The sequence below is a fragment of the Dorea sp. AM10-31 genome (genome assembly GCF_003435815.1).
Taxonomy (GTDB): domain Bacteria; phylum Bacillota; class Clostridia; order Lachnospirales; family Lachnospiraceae; genus Dorea_D; species Dorea_D hominis.
In genome coordinates, this window is record NZ_QTUV01000009.1 from 80943 (window position 1) to 104447 (window position 23505).

Below are 23505 nucleotides of genomic sequence, written 5' to 3' on the forward strand. Positions count from 1 at the left end.
AAATTATAATATGAAATTTTCACCATTATAATACACAGACTAAGTCAGATACACGGAGTGCTGCATCCTTGACTTTGCCCAATCCGAAGTTGAAATATTAGATAAAAGATTTGTTGTGCTGTGCGAAGAAAAACAGATGTTTTTCTTGTGTGTGCATATAACCGGCTTTTGAATTGGGTGATTCAGGAGCCGGTTTTTTATTGTTGTTGTGCTTATATCTCAGAATTTATCTGAGGTTTTATATATAAAGAAAAGAGAAAAGGGAGGAAATAAGATTTATGAAGTTTAAAAACAAAATAATGACTGCTATAGTTAGTATCTGTATGCTTGCATTTATCCTGCCAATGGCAGTATCTGCTGCAGATAACGCAGATTCATCAGACAAGAATACAATTACCTGCTATGTAAGAGCAGAACAGGATGACGGAACCATTCTTCCGTATACGAAAGTAACAATGAACAAAGACGAGGTACCGTCTTTCCAATCCTACAAGATTAAAAATGCACCGGATGATGCGGATTATATCACACCGCTTCATATCTTACTTCAGGCATTAACAGATAAAGGAATGACAGACGAACTTGCAACTGTAGATATCGGATCCAGCGGATGGATCACAGATATGTTTGGATGGGGAATGGATCAGCTCTGGTGCTTAAATGGTATTGATGCGCCTACGGTAAGTGCAAAGTATAAAGCAAAAGACGGAGACAAATATACATTCTATCAGGCAGCCGGAAACTGGGGCGCAGGATATGGATATCCTGGATATGGTTTCTTTGGAGAATATGGACCGGGACAGGATTACACACCTTACAGCGCAATTGAGACAGACGACGTTACAACGGGGGTTGGGTCTGATGTAGAACTGACTTATCGTTATACAAGCTCTATGCACACACCACAGTATGGACCATGTAATAATGAAGATGGTGCATATACAATGATTTTCGTCGGAAAGAATGGAGCAGATAAGGTTACAGATGAAGATTACCGCGAAGATATTGAAGTAGATAAAGATGGTAAATTCAAAGTATCTTTTGATAAACCGGGAACTTATGTAGTATCTGGACGTTATTATAATAACGATAATACAAGAGGTGCCTGCAATGCATATTGCAAGGTTACAGTGCTGGATGCTGTAGAATATGCACAGAAGACAATTGATGCTCTTGATGATATTACATTAAATTCTGAAAAAGCAATTGAAGAAGCTAAGAAAGCTTACAATTTACTGACTGACGAACAGAAAGAACAGATTAAAAACGCAGATGCAATTAAAACGGCTGAGGAAAAACTGAGCAAGCTTCAGGTAGAGAATGCTGAAAGCAAAATTAGCGCGATCGGAGATGTAACACTGGACTCAAAAGATGCGATTAAGGATGCAAGAGATACATATGACGCATTGACAGATGACCAGAAAAAACAGGTAACGAATTACGATGTATTAGAAACAGCAGAAGCAAAACTGAGCGATCTTCAGGTAGAAAATGTTAAAAATAAAATTGATGGAATCGGTGAAGTAACACTTAGCTCATCAAGTACAATCAAAGCTGCAAGATCAGCATATAATGCATTAACCGCAGACCAGAAAAAACAGGTAACAAATTATGATGTATTACAGAAAGCAGAAAGCGAACTGAGTGATTTGCAGAAAGCAGATGCTGTAGTAACCAAAATCAAAAATATCGGAAAAGTTACACTGAAATCTGAGAGCAAGATAAAACAAGCAAGAACAGCTTACAATAAATTAACAGATAAACAGAAGACTCTGGTAACAAATTACGATGTATTAGAGAAAGCAGAAAAAGATCTTGCAGATTTGAAAGCAGCAGATCAGGTTTCTAAAAATATTACAAATATTGGCACAGTAACACTGGAATCCGAAGATGCGATCAAAGAAGCAAGAACAGCTTACGATGCACTGACAGATGCACAGAAAGAACTGGTAAGCAACAAAGATGTGCTTGAGAAAGCAGAAAAAGATCTTGCAGATTTGAAAGCAGCAGATCAGGTTTCTAAAAATATTACAAATATTGGAACAGTAACACTGGAATCCGAAGATGTGATCAAAGAAGCAAGAACAGCTTACGATGCACTGACAGATGCACAGAAAAAACTGGTAAGCAACAAAGATGTACTTGAGAAAGCAGAGAGTACACTGAAAGAATTACAGGATGCAAAAGCAGCCGATGTTAAGGCCGCAGAGAAAGTTACAAATAAGATCGACGCGATCGGAGATGTAACACTGGAATCCGAAGATGCGATCAAAGAAGCAAGAACAGCTTACGATGCACTGACAGATGCACAGAAAGAACTGGTAAGCAACAAAGATGTACTTGAGAAAGCAGAGACCACATTGAAAGAGTTAAAAGATGCTAAAGATGCAGATGATGCAAAAGTAGCGGCCACTCCGAAGTCAATTACACTTTCCAATACAAGATACATTTACAATGGCAAAGTACAGAAACCGCAAGTAACAGTTAAGAACGCAAAAGGCGAAGTAATCAAAGGCTACACTGTAAAATATGCAGGTAACTGCAAGAACGTTGGAAAATACAAAGTAACTCTTACATTCAAGGGTGATTACAACGGAACAAAGACAAAGACATTCAAGATTGCTCCGAAATCTGTAACAGTAAAATCATTAAAAGCCGCAAAGAAGAGATTTGATGTAAAATGGAGCAAACAGACGACACAAGTAACCGGATATCAGGTACAGTATTCTACAGATAAGAACTTTGTAAAAGCTGTGAAGAATAAAAAGATCACAAAGAACTCGGTTGTCACAAAGACAGTGAAAAACTTAAAATCTAAAAAAGTTTACTATGTAAGAGTTCGTACTTATACGACAGTAAAATACAATGGTGAGCAGATGAATTTACATTCTGACTGGTCTAAGGTTAAAAAAGTGACCGTAAAATAGTTTGCAGATACTACAGACATAAAATGAAAAGCAGGAGGCACTGTGCAGAGAGCACGATGCCTCCTGTTATTTTGAAAAAAAGTTCAAATTGGGTATTGACAAGCTAAATATCGCTATGCTATAGTTAAAAATGCGCTATTGTGGAAAGTTATGCCATGATATTGCACAAAAACCAGTAAAATACGAAGGTTTTTGCCGGAATTTTCAATATTTAAGGGCATTCGTAAAGCCCGCCAAAAAATAAACGAGGAGTGAAACGTCAATATGGAGAAAAACAGAATTCGTCCTATCAAAAGCGGAAAAAGTTCACGTATGAGCTATTCCAGACAAAAAGAAGTGCTTCAGATGCCGAATTTGATCGAAGTCCAGAAAGATTCTTATCAGTGGTTCCTGGATGAAGGATTAAAAGAAGTATTTGATGACATTTCCCCAATCGCCGATTATAGCGGTCATCTCAGCCTGGAATTTGTAGATTTTACTTTATGCGAGAATGAAGTAAAATATACGATCGATGAGTGCAAAGAGCGTGACGCAACATATGCAGCACCGCTGAAAGTGAGAGTGAGACTCCACAACAAGGAGACAGACGAGATTAACGAGCATGAGATTTTCATGGGTGACCTGCCGTTAATGACTGCAACCGGAACATTTGTGATTAATGGTGCAGAGCGAGTAATCGTAAGTCAGCTCGTTCGTTCACCAGGTATTTATTATGCAATTTCACATGATAAAGTTGGTAAAAAACTGTATTCCGCTACTGTTATCCCGAACCGTGGTGCATGGCTGGAATATGAGACAGACTCCAATGACGTTTTCTATGTACGTGTAGACAGAACCAGAAAGGTGCCGATCACAGTATTGATTCGTGCACTTGGTGTCGGTACAAATCCGGAGATCCTGGAAGTGTTCGGTGAAGAGCCGAAGATCCTTGCAAGTTTCGAGAAAGATGCCGCTACCAATTATCAGGAAGGTCTTCTGGAATTATATAAGAAGATCCGCCCGGGCGAGCCGCTTGCAGTGGACAGTGCAGAGAGCCTGATCACAAGCATGTTCTTCGATCCGAGACGTTATGATCTGGCGAAAGTCGGACGTTATAAATTTAATAAAAAACTTCTGCTGAAAAATCGTATTTCAGGACAGATCCTTGCAGAGGACGTAGCAAGTGTTCTGACCGGAGAAGTGATCGCAGAAGCCGGAACTAAGGTTACAAGAGAGATTGCAGATGAGATCCAGAATGCAGCAGTTCCATATGTATGGATCGAGTTGCCGGAAGAGGACAGAAAAGTCAAAGTTCTGTCGAACCTGATGGTAGATCTTAAGACTGTTGTTGACATTGATCCGGCAGAGGTTGGGGTAACAGAACTTGTTTATTATCCGGTACTGGCTAATCTGTTAGAAGAGTCAGCAGGAGACATTGATGAATTAAAAGACGCGATCAGAAGAGACATCCATGATCTGATCCCGAAACATATCACAAAAGAAGATATTTTTGCGTCTATCAACTATAATATGCATCTGGAATATGGACTTGGAAATGATGATGATATCGACCACCTCGGAAACAGACGTATCCGTGCTGTCGGTGAGTTGCTTCAGAACCAGTACAGAATCGGTCTTTCAAGACTGGAGAGAGTTGTACGTGAGCGTATGACAACACAGGATCTGGAAGGTATTTCACCACAGTCCCTGATCAACATCAAACCAGTAACAGCAGCAGTAAAAGAATTCTTTGGTTCTTCTCAGCTGTCACAGTTCATGGATCAGAACAACCCGTTAGGTGAGCTGACACATAAGAGACGTCTGTCAGCCCTTGGACCGGGTGGTCTGTCAAGAGACCGTGCCGGATTCGAGGTTCGAGATGTTCACTACTCCCATTACGGAAGAATGTGTCCGATTGAGACACCTGAAGGTCCGAATATCGGTCTGATCAACTCTCTTGCAAGTTATGCAAGAATCAATCAGTATGGATTCGTTGAGGCTCCGTACCGTAAGATTGATCACTCCGATCCGGAAAATCCGCGTGTAACAGACGAAGTTGTTTATATGACAGCGGATGAAGAAGATAACTACCATGTAGCACAGGCGAATGAACAGCTGGATGCAGAAGGACATTTTGTTCGTAAGAATGTATCCGGTCGTTATCGTGAAGAGACACAGGAATATGAGAGAAAGATGTTCGATTACATGGATGTTTCTCCTAAGATGGTATTCTCTGTAGCTACAGCCTTGATTCCTTTCCTGGAGAATGATGATGCGAACCGTGCGCTGATGGGATCCAACATGCAGCGTCAGGCAGTACCGCTTCTTATTACAGAGGCTCCTGTAGTCGGAACCGGTATGGAAGAGAAGACAGCCGTTGACTCCGGAGTATGTGTTGTTGCTGAAGAAGGCGGTATCGTAGAGAGATCTACATCCACAGAGATTCAGATTAAGCAGGATGACGGAAAACTCAGAAAATATAAACTGACGAAGTTCCAGCGAAGCAACCAGAGCAACTGCTACAACCAGAGAGCGATCGTGTTCAAAGGTGACAGAGTAGAAGCCGGAGACGTTATCGCAGACGGACCGTCTACATCAAACGGTGAACTTGCGTTAGGTAAGAACCCATTGATCGGATTTATGACCTGGGAAGGTTATAACTACGAGGATGCGGTACTCTTAAGTGAAAGACTTGTACAGGATGATGTATATACATCCGTTCATATTGAAGAATACGAAGCAGAAGCACGTGATACAAAACTCGGACCGGAAGAGATCACAAGAGATATTCCGGGAGTTGGAGATGAAGCTCTGAAAGATCTGGATGACAGAGGAATCATCCGCATTGGTGCAGAAGTGCGTGCCGGTGATATTCTGGTCGGAAAAGTAACTCCGAAGGGAGAGACAGAACTGACAGCAGAAGAGAGACTTCTTCGTGCAATCTTCGGTGAAAAAGCACGTGAAGTACGTGATACATCTCTGAAAGTACCACATGGTGAATACGGAATTGTTGTAGATGCGAAAGTATTTACAAGAGAGAACGGTGACGAGATGTCACCTGGTGTAAATCAGTCCGTTCGTATTTACATTGCACAGAAGAGAAAGATCTCCGTTGGAGATAAGATGGCTGGTCGTCATGGTAACAAGGGTGTCGTTTCTCGTGTACTTCCTGTAGAAGATATGCCATTCCTGCCAAACGGACGTCCGCTTGACATCGTACTGAACCCACTGGGTGTACCATCACGTATGAACATCGGACAGGTATTGGAGATTCACTTGTCCCTGGCAGCAAAAGCACTTGGATTTAACATTGCAACACCGGTATTTGACGGTGCAAATGAGAATGATATTATGGATACTCTTGATCTGGCTAATGACTATGTCAACTTAAGCTGGGAAGAGTTCAAAGCAAAACACGAGCAGGAACTCCTTCCGGAAGTCTTGGATTATCTGTATGAGAACAGAGACCACAGAAAACTGTGGAAGGGTGTACCGCTTTCAAGAGACGGTAAAGTACGTCTTCGTGATGGTAGAACAGGAGAGTTCTTCGACAGCCCGGTAACAATCGGACACATGCATTACCTGAAACTGCATCATCTGGTAGATGACAAGATCCACGCACGTTCAACGGGTCCTTACTCACTGGTTACACAGCAGCCATTAGGTGGTAAGGCACAGTTCGGTGGGCAGCGTTTCGGAGAGATGGAGGTTTGGGCACTGGAAGCTTATGGTGCATCTTATACTCTGCAGGAGATCCTGACAGTCAAATCCGATGATGTTATCGGTCGTGTGAAGACATACGAAGCGATCATCAAAGGTGAGAACATCCCTGAGCCAGGTATTCCGGAATCCTTCAAAGTATTGCTCAAAGAGTTACAGTCTCTCGGACTGGATGTGCGTGTACTGCGCGATGACAATACAGAAGTTGAGATCATGGAAACCTCAGAGATGGGTAATACAGATTTCCGCTCATTGATTGAAGGAGACAGAAGATACGGACAGGACGATGACTTCGGTAAACATGGATATACCGAACAGGAATTCCAGGGAGAAGAACTCGTTGATGTAGAAGAAGAGCCGGAAGAGGATGACTTCTCAATCGATTTTAATGAAACTGATGACTATGCATATGATGCAGATAACGAATAGAAAGGGGTGCCAGTATGCCAGAAAATACTAAGGAACAAACATTTCAGCCTATGACTTTTGATGCAATCAAAATCGGTTTGGCGTCACCTGAAAAGATTCTGGAATGGTCAAGGGGAGAAGTAACAAAACCGGAGACAATTAACTACAGAACTCTGAAACCGGAGAAAGATGGTTTGTTCTGCGAAAAGATTTTCGGACCAAGCAAAGACTGGGAATGCCACTGTGGTAAATACAAAAAAATCCGTTACAAAGGTGTCGTTTGTGACCGCTGTGGTGTAGAAGTTACAAAAGCAAGCGTACGACGTGAGCGTATGGGACACATTGCTCTTGCAGCTCCGGTATCCCATATCTGGTACTTCAAAGGAATCCCGAGCCGTATGGGACTGATCCTGGATCTGTCTCCAAGAACATTGGAGAAAGTTCTGTATTTCGCATCCTATATCGTGCTGGACAAAGGGGATACAGACCTTCAGTACAAACAGGTATTGTCTGAACAGGAATATCAGGAAGCAAGAGAAAAATGGGGAAGTGCTTTCCGAGTAGGTATGGGTGCTGAATCCGTACAGGAACTGCTGGAAGCAATCGACCTTGACAAAGAATACAATGAACTGACAGAAGGCTTACAGGGAGCTACCGGACAGAAACGTGCAAGAATCGTAAAACGTCTGGAAGTTGTAGAAGCTTTCCGTGAGTCCGGTAACAAACCAGAGTGGATGATCATGAATAACATTCCGGTCATCCCACCGGATCTGCGTCCGATGGTTCAGTTAGATGGTGGACGTTTTGCAACATCTGACCTGAATGATCTCTACAGAAGAATTATCAACAGAAACAACCGTCTGAAACGTCTGCTTGAGTTAGGCGCTCCGGACATTATCGTAAGAAACGAAAAGAGAATGTTGCAGGAAGCAGTAGATGCACTGATCGACAACGGACGCCGTGGCCGTCCGGTTACAGGACCAGGTAACCGTGCTCTTAAGTCCCTCTCTGATATGCTGAAAGGTAAATCCGGACGTTTCCGTCAGAACCTGCTTGGTAAGCGTGTTGACTACTCCGGACGTTCCGTTATCGTCGTAGGACCGGAACTTAAGATTTACCAGTGCGGTCTTCCGAAAGAGATGGCGATCGAGCTGTTCAAACCATTTGTAATGAAAGAACTCGTTCAGAATGGAACTGCTCACAATATCAAGAATGCTAAGAAAATGGTAGAGAGACTTCAGCCGGAAGTATGGGATGTTCTGGAAGAAGTGATCAAAGAGCATCCGGTTATGTTAAACCGTGCCCCTACACTTCACCGACTGGGTATCCAGGCATTTGAGCCGATCCTTGTAGAAGGTAAGGCGATCAAGCTTCATCCACTCGTATGTACCGCGTTCAACGCCGACTTCGATGGAGACCAGATGGCTGTACATCTTCCGCTGTCTGTAGAAGCACAGGCTGAGTGTCGTTTCCTTCTGCTCTCACCGAACAACTTACTGAAACCTTCCGATGGTGGACCGGTAGCTGTACCTTCACAGGATATGGTACTTGGTATTTACTATCTGACTCAGGAAAGACCTGGAGCGATCGGAGAAGGTAAGTTCTTCAAGAGCGTGAACGAAGCAATCCTGGCATATGAGAACCAGGTAATTACTCTGCACTCACGCATTAAAGTACGTGTAACAAAGACACTTGCCGACGGAACAGATAAGACAGCTACTGTTGAGTCTACACTGGGAAGATTTATCTTCAACGAGATCATTCCACAGGATCTCGGATTCGTAGATCGTGAAGTAGAAGGCAACGAACTGTTACTGGAGATTGATTTCCACGTAGGTAAGAAACAGTTAAAACAGATCCTTGAAAAAGTTATCAATACACATGGAGCAACTGCTACAGCAGAAGTTCTTGACCATGTAAAAGCAATCGGATACAAGTATTCTACAAGAGCTGCGATGACCGTATCTATTTCAGATATGACAGTACCGCCACAGAAACCAGAGATGATCCAGAAAGCACAGGATACAGTAGATAAGATCACAAAGAACTTCAAGCGTGGTCTGATCACAGAGGAAGAGCGTTACAAAGAAGTTGTTGAGACATGGAAGACAACTGACGATGCTCTGACACATGCCCTGCTGACAGGACTTGATAAATACAACAACATCTTCATGATGGCGGATTCCGGAGCCCGTGGATCTGACAAACAGATTAAACAGCTTGCCGGTATGCGTGGATTGATGGCAGATACAACCGGTCATACGATCGAGTTGCCTATCAAGTCAAACTTCCGTGAAGGTCTGGACGTATTGGAGTACTTCATGTCTGCGCACGGAGCACGTAAAGGACTTTCTGATACAGCCCTTCGTACAGCCGATTCAGGATACCTGACCAGACGTCTGGTTGATGTATCCCAGGAGCTTATCATCCACGAAGTAGACTGTGCACCGAAGGATGGTCCGATCCCTGGAATGTATGTACATGCATTCATGGATGGAAATGAAGAGATCGAGAGCCTCCAGGAGCGTATTACAGGACGTTACCTGTGCGAGGATATCGTAGATAAAGATGGCAATGTACTTGTTAAGAAGAACCATATGGTTACTCCGAAACGTGCAGAGCTGATCATGAAAAAAGGTGTCGACGAAAATGGTGAGACACTGAAGAAGATTAAGATCCGTACAATTTTAACATGTCGTTCACACAGCGGTATCTGTGCAAAATGTTACGGAGCCAACATGGCAACCGGTGAGCCGGTACAGGTTGGAGAGGCTGTTGGTATTATCGCTGCCCAGTCCATTGGTGAGCCTGGTACACAGCTTACTATGAGAACATTCCATACCGGTGGTGTAGCCGGTGGGGATATCACACAGGGACTTCCTCGTGTCGAGGAGCTTTTCGAGGCTAGAAAGCCGAAGGGACTTGCAATTATCACTGAGTTTGCAGGAACTGCAACAATCAGCGACACGAAGAAAAAGCGTGAGATTATCGTTACAAATGAAGAAACAGGAGAATCCAAAGCATATCTGATCCCTTACGGATCACGTATCAAAATATTAGACGGAGCAAAACTGGAAGCCGGTGATGAACTGACGGAAGGTAGTGTAAATCCTCATGATATCCTGAAGATCAAAGGACTCCGCGCCGTACAGGATTACATGATCCAGGAAGTACAGCGTGTATACCGTCTGCAGGGTGTTGAAATCAACGATAAGCATATCGAGGTTATCGTTCGTCAGATGCTGAAGAAGATCCGTATCGAAGAAGCAGGAGATACAGAATTCCTTCCGGGAACAAATGTAGACATTCTGGAATTTGAAGATACAAATGCAGCTCTGGAAGCAGAAGGCAAAGAGCCGGCAACCGGAGAACAGATCATGCTTGGTATTACAAAAGCATCCCTTGCTACAAACTCCTTCCTGTCAGCAGCATCCTTCCAGGAGACAACAAAAGTTCTGACAGAAGCAGCAATCAAGGGCAAGATCGATCCACTGGTAGGTCTGAAAGAGAACGTTATCATTGGTAAACACATCCCAGCCGGTACAGGTATGAGAAAATACCGTGATATTAAACTCGGTTCCGATTACGCATTAGATGATGAGTTATCATTTGATGAAGGTGATGATATAGAAATCGGTGAGATGAATGATGTTGATGATATAACAGAAAATGTTGTAGAAGAAGACGGAGTTATAATCGAGTAATTCAGGAATCTAACAGAATAAAGAACAATTAAGGAGCAGGAAGCGCAAGTTTCCTGCTCCTTTTTTTCGTTCGCCTTGCAGCGCACGTCACTCATGGAGGAGAGTTCCTAATCAGCCCTGGTAGTGGGAAGGATACACGTCCATGCTTGACTATTATCTGGTAGTTTGTGAAAACGAAAGAACCGCTGTATACGGAACCGTACGTCAGATACTAAAATTAGTGATTATTGGCACATATTACCGAAAATCAGTTGAAAACATATAAAAATTAAGATATATTGACTATAGTAGACTTTAAGAACGGAGGACAATAGAATGTTAGAAGAACTGAAAAAGAAGGTGTACGAAGCCAATATGATGCTGCCGAAGTATGGACTGGTTACATTTACCTGGGGTAACGTGAGCGGAATTGACAGAGAAAAAGGTCTTTTTGTAATCAAACCAAGCGGAGTAGAATACGATAAACTGACACCGGATGATATGGTAGTCGTTGATCTTCAGGGCAACAAAGTAGAAGGAAAATACAACCCTTCATCCGATACAGATACTCACATGGTATTATATAACCGTTTCCCGGATATCGGGGGAATCGTACATACCCATTCCCCGTGGGCTACAAGCTGGGCGCAGGCAGGAAGAGACATTCCATGCTACGGAACCACACATGCAGATTATCTGTATGGAGAAGTTCCATGTGTGCGCAATCTGACAAAAGAAGAGATTGAAGAAGCTTATGAAAAAAATACAGGTGTGCTGATTGCGGACGAGTTTGAAGCACGCGGAAAAGACTATATTGCAACACCGGCAGTTCTTTGTAAGAACCACGGTCCGTTTACATGGGGCAAAGATGCCAACGAAGCAGTGCACAACGCAGTAGTATTAGAAGAAGTTGCAAAGATGGCGTGCCGCTGTGAACTGATCAATCCGGAAAATAAGCCGGCACCACAGGAACTGCAGGACAAGCATTATTACAGAAAACACGGAGCAAATGCATACTATGGACAGGGGGGACACTAGATGAACAAGGAGAATGTAAAAACATTGATTGAAGCCGGAAAAGCAGTAGTAGGTATTGAACTCGGCTCGACAAGAATCAAAGTGGTTATGATCGATGAAAATCATCAGCCGGTAGCAACAGGAAGTTATGACTGGGAGAACAGACTGGACGGACATATCTGGACATACGATCTGGAAGACATCTGGAAAGGACTGAAAGCCAGCTATGCTAATATGGCGGCAGACGTAAAGGAAAAATACGGTACTGAGATCAAAAGCCTTGCCGGCATCGGATTCAGTGCAATGATGCACGGCTATATGGCATTTGACAAAGAAGGAACACTGCTCGTTCCATTCCGTACCTGGAGAAATACGATCACAGGACAGGCAGCAGAAGAGCTGACAGAGCTGTTCCAGTACAATATTCCGCAGAGATGGAGCATTGCACATCTGTATCAGGCGATTCTTAATAAAGAAGAACATGTGAAGGATGTGGCATATTTTACAACCTTATCCGGATATATTCACTGGCAGCTGACCGGTCAGAAGGTCTTAGGAGTCGGTGATGCATCCGGTATGTTCCCGATTGATCCGGCTACATCCGATTTCTACGATGGAATGATCGAAAAATTTGACAAACTTGTCGAAGACCGTGGATATAGCTGGAAACTCCGTGAAATCATGCCGAAAGTCCTCTGCGCAGGCGATGATGCAGGATGCCTGACAGAAGAAGGTGTCAAATTATTAGATCCGACCGGAACACTTCAGGCAGGAATTCCGGTGTGCCCGCCGGAAGGTGATGCCGGAACCGGTATGATTGCAACAAACAGTGTTGCAAAGAGAACCGGTAATGTATCTGCCGGAACATCTGTATTTGCTATGATCGTACTGGAAAAAGAACTTTCCAAAGTATATACGGAAATTGATATGGTAACAACACCATCCGGAAGTCCGGTGGCAATGGCACATGCGAATAACTGTACTTCTGATCTGAATGCATGGGTGAATATTTTTAAAGAGTATTCAGAAGCAATGGGCATGAAAGTAGATATGAATACATTGTTCGGAACATTATATAACAAAGCACTGGAAGGTGATGCTGACTGTGGTGGTCTGTTATCATATGGATATTATTCCGGTGAAAATATTATTCCGATTGATGAAGGCAGACCGGTATTTATTCGTACACCAAACAGTAAATTCAATCTTGCAAACTTTATGCGTACACATTTGTATGCGGCGCTCGGTGCACTCAAGATCGGAATGGATATCCTTGTAAAAGAAGAACATATTCAGATTGATAAGATCTTAGGACACGGCGGACTCTTTAAGACTCCGGGAGTTGGCCAGCGCATCATGGCAGCTGCAATGCAGGCTCCGGTTTCCGTAATGGAGACAGCTGGCGAAGGCGGTGCATGGGGAATTGCACTTCTGGCTGCATACGAAGTTGGAAAAGCAAACGGCGAGACGTTGGAAGACTATCTTGACAACAAAGTTTTTGCCGGAAATGAGGGCAGCAAGATGGAACCGGTGCCGGAAGATGTGGACGGATTCGAGAAATTTATAGAGCAATTTAAACAGGGATTAAGCGTAGAACAGGAAGCAATTGCTAAAATTAAATAAAAGCCAAAACACATTGATAAAAAAGTAACAAAAAATATGCTGAAAACAAAAAAAGATTGGAGCTTTTTGACATTTACGAAGAGTGCAGGCTGTGTTATTATACAATCAGAAAAAAGATAAACAAATTTTTAACAATCTAAAGTATGAGGTGACAAGTATGATGACATTAGTAGCAACAATTTTATCCGTTCTTTTTGTAGCAGCAGGAATTTATGTAATGGTTAGAGATTTTTACAACATTGGAGCAGCACTGGCATCAGGCATTACAGCATCAGGAGTTAAGGCAGATAAGAAAGCAACATCTGTTGAACTCAAACATGCATACGTTACAAGATAGTAGATGGCTAAAAATTAAAGATAGACATGCGTAGAACCTGACGGTAAATATCGTCAGGTTCTTTTTTTGTGTAAATGTGACAAAAGTCACGGAGGTGGAAAAATGTCATTGATATATTTGCACAAAGAATATATAATTGAAACAGGCAAAGGAGGACGTGAATATGGAACGGTATGTAATAGGACTCGATAATGGTGGTACATCGACCAAGGCTGCGATCTTTGATCTGACCGGAAAAGAGATTGCAACAGCCGGCAGATCAACGAAAGTGATCACACCAAAGTCAGGCTATACGGAAAGAGATATGGAAGAGCTTTGGCTTGCAAACTGTGACTGCATCAAGCGTGCGATCAATAAAGCGGGAATTAATGGCGAAGATGTTCTGGGTATTGCAGTGTGCGGTCACGGCAAAGGCTTATATCCTTGGGGCAAAGACGGCAAACCGGCATATAACGGAATTATTTCCACAGACAGCCGTGCGTGGAAATATCCGGAGAAATGGCATGAGAATGGTGTATATGAAGAGATCCATGACAGAACATGTCAGGAGATCATGGCATGCCAGCAGGTATCGTTACTTGCATGGTTTAAGGATCACCACAGAGATATTTACGATAATATCCAGTATGCATTTTCAGTAAAAGATTATGTAAGATTCAGACTGACTGGAGAGGCTTACAGTGAAGCAACGGATATTTCCGGATCAGGACTTATGAATGTCAGAGATGTCAGATTTGATAAAGATATTTTAGAGAAGATGGGAATTGGAGAAGTATATGATATGCTTCCGCCAATCCGTTATTCTTATGACCTGTGCGGTACGATTTCCAAAGAAGCATCTGAACTGACCGGACTTCCGGAAGGGACGGCAGTGGCAGGCGGTATGTTTGATATTGATGCCTGCGCAGTTGCGGTAGATGTTACATCACCGGACAGAATGTGTACGATCGCAGGTACATGGAGTATTAATGAATATATTGCAAAAGAGCCGGTTATGGATGGAACGATCGCCATGAACTCTCTGTTTGCAATGCCGGGATATTATCTCGTAGAAGAATGCAGTGCAACTTCATCCGGTAACCTGGAGTGGTATCTGGAGAACTGTATGGAGAATGAGAAGATTCCGGAAGGTGAAAATATCTACAGTGTAGTCAATGCAAAAGTAGCTTCCGTAAAACCGGAAGAATGTGATGTATATTTCCTTCCGTTCTTATATGGATCGAATGCACATCCACTTGGAAAGGGAGCATTTATCGGACTTACAACTTACCATAACAAAGCACATATGCTACGTGCGATTTATGAAGGTGTTGTATTTTCACATAAGACACATATTGAGAGGTTATTATTATCCAGAGAACGCCCGGAGGCAATTCGTATGGCGGGAGGTGCTGCAAATTCAGAAGTTTGGGTACAGATGTTTGCGGATATTTTAGGATTCCCGATTGAGACGGTAGATGCCAAAGAATTAGGTGCACTCGGATGTGGTATGGCAGCAGCGATCGCAGCTGGTGTATACAAGGATTATAAGGATGCGGCAAAACATATGGTACACGTATCAGGAAGAGTAGAACCGAATCCGCAGATGCATGAGATTTATCAGAAAAAATATGAGAAATATCATGCAGTGAGCAAAGCTCTCGATACTGTCTGGGGACAGTTTGAAGTATAACAAGAAATATATTTTTTAAGAAAGAGGTGTTTGTATTATGGCAACAAAAGGAAGTACTCCAAAAACAATGAAAGCGCTGGTAGCATATTCAAAAGACGATTATCGTTTTGAACCGGAATATCCAACACCGGAATGTGGACCGGACGACATTATCATCAAGACAGAGGCTTGCGGAATCTGTGCAGGTGATTTAAAGTGCAGCCACGGTGCAGCAATGTTCTGGGGAGATGATGTACAGCCATCATGGGTTAAACCACCATTTATTCCGGGACATGAATTCTTCGGAAGAATCGTTGAGATGGGTGAGAACGTAGAAGGATATGAGCTGGGCGACAGAATCATCGCAGACCAGATCGTTCCTTGCGGAAAATGCCGTTTCTGTAAAGACGGACATTACTGGATGTGCCAGCCACACGACATGCTCGGATTCCAGTCATACAACAACGGTGGTATGGCAGAGTATGTAAGATATCCTAAGAACTGTGTATTAAGCCGTGTACCGGAAGATATGTCTATCGAGCAGGCACTTCTGGTAGAGCCTTATGGATGTTCCAAACATGCAGTTGACCGTGGAAGCATCACAAACGAAGACGTAGTAGTTATTTCCGGAGCAGGTACTCTCGGACTTGGCATGATCACATACGCAAGAATGAAGAATCCAAAACTCTTAATCGTTCTGGATATGCAGGATGGAAGATTGGAGAAAGCGAAAGAATTTGGCGCTGACCTTGTATTCAACCCAGGAAAATGCGACATTGACAAAGAGATCAAAGCTCTGACAGATGACTATGGATGCGACGTTTACATCGAAGCAACCGGACATCCTTCAAGCGTTATCCAGGGACTGACTGTAACACGTAAACTTGGACGTTTTGTAGAGTTCAGTGTATTTGGATCAGAGACAAAAGTTGACTGGTCTATCATCGGTGACCGTAAAGAACTGGATATCCTGGGATCACACTTAAGCCCGTATGCATATCCATTCGTAATCGAGAACATGATGAAAGGCAACTTAAAGACAGACGGTGTTGTATCCAGCATCTTCAAGATTGAAGAGTGGGAGAAAGCATTTGACTATGCATCAGGAAAATACGGCGACTTCAAAGTTGCATTCAAATTCGACTAATGCATCGTAGAAAATAAGATATCGTTTAGTTCCTTTCTAATAATAAGGACATTAAAAAATCTGTGTAAGCATAGCTTGCACAGATTTTTTGATGTCATAGTATCTGAAGAAATATATCAGTGACAGTTCTTTGCGTGCAGTTACAATTCAGACTTTAACTTTCTTCGGTCTTAGGTCTGTATTTTTTAAATACCTTCTCAAAAAGCACCAGTGTACTGTAAACGATAAGAGCCGGTCCGAACAGTACTACGAGCATTCTGGTGAGCAGGAAGCGGATAAATAAAAATCCTGCGATTCCATAGAATACCACTGCGATCAGTGTGACAGGTGCGTACATAAAAGCGAAGATAAATGCATTGAAAAATAACTCCTGTAACTTTCCGGAGAAATTCACCATTGTCGGATAGATCCAGATCACTATTAATAATAATGTAAGGAAAGCCATGCCGGAGATGACCATCAGTACCGTATGATAAGGAATACGTGCTGTCTGGAACAGGTAGGATGCCATACCGAAGATGGCACTGAATACTGCGGTGATCAGCCAGATCACAGTTCCTTTTTTCCAATATGTACGGAAACCGGTTTTGTAATTCCCGAAAACATGACTGTCACCGTTCATAAGCTTCGCTGCGCTGTAATGCATGGCGGCTGTCGAGGCACCGATGGTGACAACCGGGATACAGGCAATCAGCCAGATCAGATTTAAGAGTGTCAGGCGGCTTAGAAGAATTGCAAATTTCATAAAGCCACTGTCGTATTCAAATGCTTTCATGATGTATACCTCCAAAGTGTCCAATATGTTACTAATGATACACGAAAAGCGTATTTAAGGCAACTATAGTCATTTTTTTAGTGGATAAATAAAAATTTAACAAAAAAATCACCAAAAAAATGAAAAAATAGTGCAAAAACACCATGAATTTTTTGTGAAACATTACATATGTAAAACACCTGGACAAAAGTCAGCTTTGTGCTATAATAATATTAAACAATTTGTACAAAACGTTCAGGCAGGTAAACTGATACGTAAACAAAGTGTACAAAATTAAAATCCATAGAAAAGGGAGGAAAGAAAGGTATGAAAAAAAAGGTTATAAGCGCACTGTTATGTATGACAATGGTTGCTACAATGCTCGCTGGTTGTGGCGGATCCACAGGAAGTGATTCTTCTAAGAGTGACGCGCCGGACAAAGGAAAAGCCGAAGATTTCGACTGGCAGAACTACAAGGGAAAAACAATCAACGTAATGTTCAATGAGCACAACTACTCAAAAGCCGTTATCAAGAAGATCCCGGAATTTGAGAAGAAGACAGGAATTAAGGTTAAATATTCTTCTACACCAGAGTCTAACTACTTTGACAAGTTGAACACTTCTCTTAGCAGCCACTCAGGTGACACTGATGTTTACATGACAGGTGCTTATCAGGTTTGGGAGTATGCACCGGCTGGATACATGGAGCCATTGGATGACTACATTAACAATCCGGCTCTTACAGACAAAGATTACAACTATGATGATTTCATTCCAGGTGTTGTTGGGGCATTGAAATGGGATCTGACAGCTGGACACAAAGTTGGAAAAGGTTCTCAGTGGGCACTTCCAATGGGATGGGAATTAAACAACATTTCCTATAACAAGAAAGTATTAAAAGAAAAAGGAATCGCGGTTCCGAAGACAACAGATGACCTTCTGAAAGCTGCTAAAGCATTAAAGGGATTCAACGGATCCGGAACATATGGAATCGCAGTTCGTGGTACTCGTGAGTGGGCAACAATCCATCCTGGATATATGTCATTATTCGCAACATGGGGAGCTCAGGACTTTGCAATCGAAGATGGCAAGTTAGTATGTAAACTTGATTCTAAAGAAGCTATTGATATGACAGATTACTGGGTTAAACTTATCAAAGAAGGCGGATCTACTCAGTGGGCAAACGCTACATGGTATGAGTGTGGTAAAGACCTCGGAGCTAAGAAAGCAGCTATGATGTTTGATGCATCAAGTAACGCTTACTTCAACAACTACAAAGGCGCTTCTGCAGAATCCGGAAATATTGCATGGTCAACAGTTCCGCTTCCGGAAGGAAAGACAGATGCTGACGCTAAGACAAACCTCTGGATCTGGTCACTGGCTATGAACAAAGATTCTAAGAACAAAGAAGCAGCTTGGTACTTCATTCAGTACTTCACAAGCCCAGATTACATGCTTTGGTCAGGAACTGAAGGAGCTTCTCCGGATACTCCTCGTACATCTGTTATGAACAGTGATGAGTACAAATCTATCGTTGGTAAAGCAGATAACTATCTCGAGTCTATCGCAGCTCTTGAGAAGAACGCATCTATCTACTTCACACCACAGCCGTACTTCTTCGAGTGTACAACAAAATGGGCAGAGACTCTGCAGGATCTTGTAACAAGCAACAAGTACAAATCTACAGAGCAGGCTATGAAACAGCTGAAGAAAGATCTTGATAAGATCGTAGCTGACATTCAGATCGATGAATAATATTGGGAACGTTTAGATTATTTGTGATCGATGATTAATTGAGAGATTAAAAATTGAAGTACGAAATGGACATAATCGTACATATTAAGGGTTAGAGTCGAGGAGGGGTTACCTGACCCTCCTCGATTTTACTTTTGAAATTGTGAGAACTCCGTACCGGATGTTAAATATTTTTGATTGGAGGAACTAGGATGAAAGAACAGAATAAGAACAGTGCCGCTGCGAGTGAGCTGAATGTGGTGCCTTTTAAAACAAAAGCACTTCCGTATATGATTGTGGCACCTGCTCTAATCATTACTATAGGTATTATGATTCCTTTCGTAATGGCAATTTACTATTCACTTACAAACTTCTCTTTCAGAATGCCAACATATAGTTTTGTAGGATTAAGAAACTGGACACAGATTCTGGCATCGAAAGAATTCTTAAAAGCAACATGGGTAACAATTAAATATGCATTCTTTAGTACAGCAATTGAGATGGGATTAGGAATGGGGGTAGCAATTATCCTCAACAACCTGAACAACAGATTTTCAAAGATTATGAGAGTTGCATTGATCTTCCCGCTGATGGTTGCACCTGTAACAGCTACGATCATCTGGCAGTTGATGCTGAACAACTCCGTTGGTATTATCGAAAAATTCTTGAACATCTTTGGTATTGTCGGATTCCCTTGGGCAGCAAGTCCGAAGACTGCACTTATGACAGCAGTTATGATCGATGTATGGGTTAACACATCATTCTGTATGTTACTTGTACTTGCAGGTCTGCAGTCACTGCCGAAGTCACCATTCGAATCTGCTAAGATCGATGGAGGAAGTACAATGTTTAACTTCCGTAACCTGACACTGCCAATGTTAAAACCAAGTTTATATATTGCACTCCTGTTCAGATTGATGGCAGCATTACAGGAATATGCCGTTATCTTCGCTCTGACAAAGGGAGGCCCTGGAGATACACTTATGAACCTGTCACTGACCGCTTATCAGACAGGATTCCAGTTCCAGAAATTCGGATATGCACTTCCGTACATCCTGGTATTGTGGGTATTCATTAATATCATTGCAAAACAGATCGTTAAGAGACAGAGAGCTGCACAGAAACAGGCAGCAGGTCTGGAAGAATAACAGGTTACTGGAAAACAAGATTATTTTCACATAGAAAGGATGTTAAGCATGAGTACAGCTTCAAAAAGATTAGGCCGTATAGTTCAGAATGGACTTTTAGCCATATATTCAATATTTGCTCTGTTTCCGCTGATCTGGATGCTGATCCTGACATTTAAGTCAGATGCGGAGATGTATACAACAACATTTGTATTTACACCAACACTTGCAAACTACAAGGAAGTATTACTTCACACAGATTATATGAAATATATGTTAGATAGTTTGATCGTATCCGGAGGAGCAGTTTTGATTTCCGTACTTGCAGGTGTACCGGCAGCATATGCCCTTGCAAGATACAACTTCAAGAAGAAAGAAGATATCGCATTCCAGATTCTTTCTTTCAAATTCGCACCTGAGATCCTGGTAGTATTACCACTGTTCATGATCTATCAGAGATTAGGAATCTATGATTCTTACTTTGGACTGATCTGGGTATACCAATTAATCTCTATGCCGCTTCTGATCTGGGTAGTAAGAGGATACTTCGAAGATATTTCTGTTGAGATTGAGTATGCAGCCCAGGTAGACGGATATTCCTGGTATCAGATCTTCTTTAAGAACCTTGTACCACTTATCAAACCGGGTCTTGTATCCGCTGCGCTCCTTGCATTTATCTTCGCATGGAACAGTTTTACATTCCCGTTGATGCTTGGAGGTACAAACGTTCAGCCGATCACTGTAGCGATCACAAAGTTCCTTGGAACAGACAGTGCACACTATGGACAGCTTGCTGTAGCAGCAGCCGTATCCGCTCTGCCGGCAATCATTTTCGCACTGTGTATCCAGAAACATCTGGTTCGTGGTCTGAGTTTCGGTGCAGTAAAGGGATAGAGGTGAGAATATGTCAAGAATACAATTGGAAAATGTTACTAAAAAATTCGGAAAAGTTACAGCTCTTGATGGAGTAAGCCTGGATATCAAAGATAAAGAGTTCTTCGTATTGTTTGGACCTGCCGGTGCAGGAAAGACAACAATCCTGAACTGCATTGCCGGAATCCAGCTTCCGGAAGAGGGTGTGATCAAATTTGACGGAAAGGTTGAAAACCTGACTGATGCTGCACACAGAGATACAGCAATGGTATTTGAGAACTATGCATTGTATCCGCAGATGACAGTTTATGATAATATGGCATCTCCGCTTAGAAGCAAATTATACAAGAGAGATGAAGAATATATCAAAAAGAAAATTACAGAAGTTGCTGAGATGATGAAGATGGACTATCTGTTAGAGCGTCTTCCGAGTCAGTTGTCCAATGGACAGAAACAGCGTGTTGCCATGGGACGTGCACTTGTACGTTCTCCTAGAGTATATCTGATGGATGAGCCTTTGGCACATCTGGATGCAAAACTTCGTAACTCCATGCGTACTGAGTTAAAAGAGATCCAGGCAAACTTCGGAACAACATCTGTATACGTAACACATGACTTCATGGAAGCTATGTCACTTGGTGACAGAATTGCTATTATCAATGAGGGTAAAGTGGTTCAGGTTGGTACCGGAGATGAGATTTATTATATGCCATGTAACGAGTTCGTTGCAGAACTGATGGGTGATCCGGAGATCAATATCATCACCGGAGCAATCAAAAAAGCCGACGATACATATAAGTTCACGCTGGAAGCAAATGGAAAAGAATATGATCTTCCTCATGAGGATGATCTGTATGCAAAACTGGATGAACTTGGACTGGATCGCGTAGATATCGGTATGAGACCACAAAATCTTACTTATTCATTTGAGCCGAAGGAAGGCTATATGAAGTGTAGCGTTTACAGTTACGAAAGTATCGGTAACAAAGCCGTTATCGTAGCTGACGTAGAAGACGGACTGCAGCTTCGTATGATCGCACCGAACGGACTGACAGTTAAGATTGACCAGGATATATATGTAGATATGAAGTTAGATCATGCTATGTTCTTTGACGCAGAGACTCAGGAATATTTGACAAGATACAGAGAAGCGGCTGTGAAAGCGTTAGCAGCAGAACAGGAGGGATAAGAGTATGGCAGGATTAACTATCAAACATCTTTATAAACGTTATGACAATCAGGGTAAGAAGAAAAAAGGTGCAAAACCAAATGATTATGCGGTAAAAGATCTGAATCTTGTCGCTGAGCAGGGTGAATTTATCGCTTTCCTCGGACCTTCCGGATGTGGTAAGACAACAACGCTTCGTATGACAGCCGGTCTGGAGGACATCACAAAAGGAGAGATATACATCGGAGACACACTTGTAAATGATCTTCATCCGAAGGACAGACATATCGGTCTGGCGTTCGAAGATTATGCGATGTATCCGCCTCTTACCGTATATGATAATATTGCTTTCAACTTAAAAGCAAAAGGTGTAGACAAAGCAGAGATCGACAAACGTGTCCGTGAGATCGCACCACTCATGCAGTGTGATGACCTGCTTGACAAAATGCCGGTTAAATTATCCGGTGGACAGAAACAGCGTGTAAATATTGCTCGTGCAATTATCCGTCGTCCGGAACTGCTGCTCATGGATGAGCCACTTTCCCACTTGGATGGTAAAGCACGTCAGGCAATGCGTACAGAGATCAAACGTCTGATCAATGATATCAAATGTACAACGGTTTATGTAACACATGACCAGTTAGAGGCGATGTCGCTGGCAGATAAGATAGCGATCATCAACTTTGGTGTCCTTCAGCAGTATGGAACACCGGCAGAAGTATATGATGATCCGGTAAATGAATTCGTTGCATCCTTTATCGGTGAGCCTCCGATGAACATTTTGGAGACAACGATTGTTGGAGACGGGGAGCACTTCTTCTTCACATTCGAAGACAGTAACCTGAAGATCCAGGTTCCGGAACGTTACTACAATGTAGTAAGCAATGGATTCAAATGTAAAATGGGTGTTCGTCCTATGGACGTTATGATCGGAGGAGAGCACTCCAAAGGAACACCGGAAGAGGTTGCAACATTTGAGAACCTCGGTGACGAGAGAAGAATTGGTATCCGTGTAGGAAAATCGCTTCTGATGATTATCACGGATGATGAGACAAGATATAAAGCCGGAGATATTATCAAACTGGAAGTTCGTGGAGAAAAAACACACTTGTTTGATATTGAGACCGGAGATCGTATCCGTGAATAGTTAGATATTATAATGCCAGGGACAAGAGAAAAGAGTTTCGTAGCTTTTAGGACTTTTGTGCCTGGCGTTATGTATAAATAGCAAAGTATACAAAAAGACTGCGCAGGGCAGATCTTTTTGATATAAGTGTATGTTTCAAGTATAGGAGGGAAAAAATATGAGCAATTTACCAGAGAAAATGAAAGCAATCGTTGCGTATGCACCTGGAGA

14 protein-coding genes are annotated in these 23505 nt (G+C 42.4%); 13 read left to right on the forward strand and 1 reads right to left on the reverse strand.

Features of this window, described 5'->3' with window-relative positions:
* Positions 1-278: 278 nt before the first annotated feature.
* The 8 genes from DW125_RS12260 to DW125_RS12295 all read left to right on the forward strand — a co-directional run bounded on the left by DW125_RS12260 (position 279) and on the right by DW125_RS12295 (position 16492).
* The gene (locus DW125_RS12260; protein WP_117538327.1) at positions 279-2927 is read left to right on the forward strand and encodes a fibronectin type III domain-containing protein; all 2649 of its coding nucleotides are present in this window, start codon (positions 279-281) and stop codon (positions 2925-2927) included.
* Between the two features lie 264 nt (positions 2928-3191).
* Entirely contained in the window at positions 3192-7055 is a 3864-nt protein-coding gene (gene rpoB / locus DW125_RS12265) for a DNA-directed RNA polymerase subunit beta (RefSeq protein WP_021860193.1), read from the forward strand.
* Positions 7056-7069: 14 nt separating this feature from the next.
* Positions 7070-10738, forward strand: coding sequence for a DNA-directed RNA polymerase subunit beta' (rpoC, locus tag DW125_RS12270; protein WP_117538328.1), 3669 nt, complete (start codon positions 7070-7072; stop codon positions 10736-10738).
* A gap of 315 nt (positions 10739-11053) precedes the next feature.
* Complete coding sequence (locus DW125_RS12275; protein ID WP_117538329.1) at positions 11054-11755, forward strand: L-ribulose-5-phosphate 4-epimerase; 702 nt, start codon at positions 11054-11056, stop codon at positions 11753-11755.
* A complete protein-coding gene (locus DW125_RS12280) occupies positions 11756-13357 on the forward strand; it encodes a xylulokinase (protein ID WP_117538330.1) in 1602 nt (533 codons plus the stop codon). It begins immediately after the preceding gene.
* A 157-nt stretch (positions 13358-13514) separates the two neighbouring features.
* A complete protein-coding gene (locus tag DW125_RS12285; protein WP_021860189.1) occupies positions 13515-13694 on the forward strand; it encodes a hypothetical protein in 180 nt (59 codons plus the stop codon).
* A gap of 163 nt (positions 13695-13857) precedes the next feature.
* The gene (locus DW125_RS12290; protein WP_117538331.1) at positions 13858-15366 is read left to right on the forward strand and encodes an FGGY-family carbohydrate kinase; all 1509 of its coding nucleotides are present in this window, start codon (positions 13858-13860) and stop codon (positions 15364-15366) included.
* A gap of 37 nt (positions 15367-15403) precedes the next feature.
* A complete protein-coding gene (locus DW125_RS12295; protein WP_117538332.1) occupies positions 15404-16492 on the forward strand; it encodes an alcohol dehydrogenase catalytic domain-containing protein in 1089 nt (362 codons plus the stop codon).
* A 154-nt stretch (positions 16493-16646) separates the two neighbouring features.
* On the opposite strand, the gene DW125_RS12300 is transcribed toward DW125_RS12295, so the two are convergent.
* Complete coding sequence (locus DW125_RS12300) at positions 16647-17267, reverse strand: YesL family protein (protein WP_117538333.1); 621 nt, start codon at positions 17265-17267, stop codon at positions 16647-16649.
* A gap of 306 nt (positions 17268-17573) precedes the next feature.
* Here DW125_RS12300 and DW125_RS12305 point away from each other — a divergent pair, with 306 nt between their 5' ends.
* The 5 genes from DW125_RS12305 (at position 17574) to DW125_RS12325 (ending at position 23295) form a co-directional block, all read left to right on the forward strand.
* Positions 17574-19001: an ABC transporter substrate-binding protein gene (locus DW125_RS12305; protein WP_021860185.1), complete on the forward strand. Its 1428-nt coding sequence runs from the start codon at positions 17574-17576 to the stop codon at positions 18999-19001.
* A 191-nt stretch (positions 19002-19192) separates the two neighbouring features.
* A complete protein-coding gene (locus DW125_RS12310) occupies positions 19193-20128 on the forward strand; it encodes a carbohydrate ABC transporter permease (protein WP_021860184.1) in 936 nt (311 codons plus the stop codon).
* 48 nt (positions 20129-20176) lie between these two features.
* Positions 20177-21001, forward strand: a complete 825-nt coding sequence (locus tag DW125_RS12315; RefSeq protein WP_021860183.1) for a carbohydrate ABC transporter permease — start codon at positions 20177-20179, stop codon at positions 20999-21001.
* A gap of 10 nt (positions 21002-21011) precedes the next feature.
* Positions 21012-22169: an ABC transporter ATP-binding protein gene (locus tag DW125_RS12320; protein WP_021860182.1), complete on the forward strand. Its 1158-nt coding sequence runs from the start codon at positions 21012-21014 to the stop codon at positions 22167-22169.
* A gap of 4 nt (positions 22170-22173) precedes the next feature.
* Positions 22174-23295, forward strand: a complete 1122-nt coding sequence (locus DW125_RS12325; RefSeq protein ID WP_021860181.1) for an ABC transporter ATP-binding protein — start codon at positions 22174-22176, stop codon at positions 23293-23295.
* The last annotated feature ends 210 nt before the right edge of the window (positions 23296-23505 follow it).

Excerpts from the sequence above, each read along its gene's own strand:
- DW125_RS12260 (WP_117538327.1), top strand. The coding sequence starts at position 279 with ATGAAGTTTAAAAACAAAATAATGACTGCTATAGTTAGTATCTGTATG.
- rpoB (WP_021860193.1), top strand. The coding sequence starts at position 3,192 with ATGGAGAAAAACAGAATTCGTCCTATCAAAAGCGGAAAAAGTTCACGT.
- rpoC (WP_117538328.1), top strand. The coding sequence starts at position 7,070 with ATGCCAGAAAATACTAAGGAACAAACATTTCAGCCTATGACTTTTGAT.
- DW125_RS12275 (WP_117538329.1), top strand. The coding sequence starts at position 11,054 with ATGTTAGAAGAACTGAAAAAGAAGGTGTACGAAGCCAATATGATGCTG.
- DW125_RS12280 (WP_117538330.1), top strand. The coding sequence starts at position 11,756 with ATGAACAAGGAGAATGTAAAAACATTGATTGAAGCCGGAAAAGCAGTA.
- DW125_RS12285 (WP_021860189.1), top strand. The coding sequence starts at position 13,515 with ATGATGACATTAGTAGCAACAATTTTATCCGTTCTTTTTGTAGCAGCA.
- DW125_RS12290 (WP_117538331.1), top strand. The coding sequence starts at position 13,858 with ATGGAACGGTATGTAATAGGACTCGATAATGGTGGTACATCGACCAAG.
- DW125_RS12295 (WP_117538332.1), top strand. The coding sequence starts at position 15,404 with ATGGCAACAAAAGGAAGTACTCCAAAAACAATGAAAGCGCTGGTAGCA.
- DW125_RS12300 (WP_117538333.1), bottom strand. The coding sequence starts at position 17,267 with ATGAAAGCATTTGAATACGACAGTGGCTTTATGAAATTTGCAATTCTT.
- DW125_RS12305 (WP_021860185.1), top strand. The coding sequence starts at position 17,574 with ATGAAAAAAAAGGTTATAAGCGCACTGTTATGTATGACAATGGTTGCT.
- DW125_RS12310 (WP_021860184.1), top strand. The coding sequence starts at position 19,193 with ATGAAAGAACAGAATAAGAACAGTGCCGCTGCGAGTGAGCTGAATGTG.
- DW125_RS12315 (WP_021860183.1), top strand. The coding sequence starts at position 20,177 with ATGAGTACAGCTTCAAAAAGATTAGGCCGTATAGTTCAGAATGGACTT.
- DW125_RS12320 (WP_021860182.1), top strand. The coding sequence starts at position 21,012 with ATGTCAAGAATACAATTGGAAAATGTTACTAAAAAATTCGGAAAAGTT.
- DW125_RS12325 (WP_021860181.1), top strand. The coding sequence starts at position 22,174 with ATGGCAGGATTAACTATCAAACATCTTTATAAACGTTATGACAATCAG.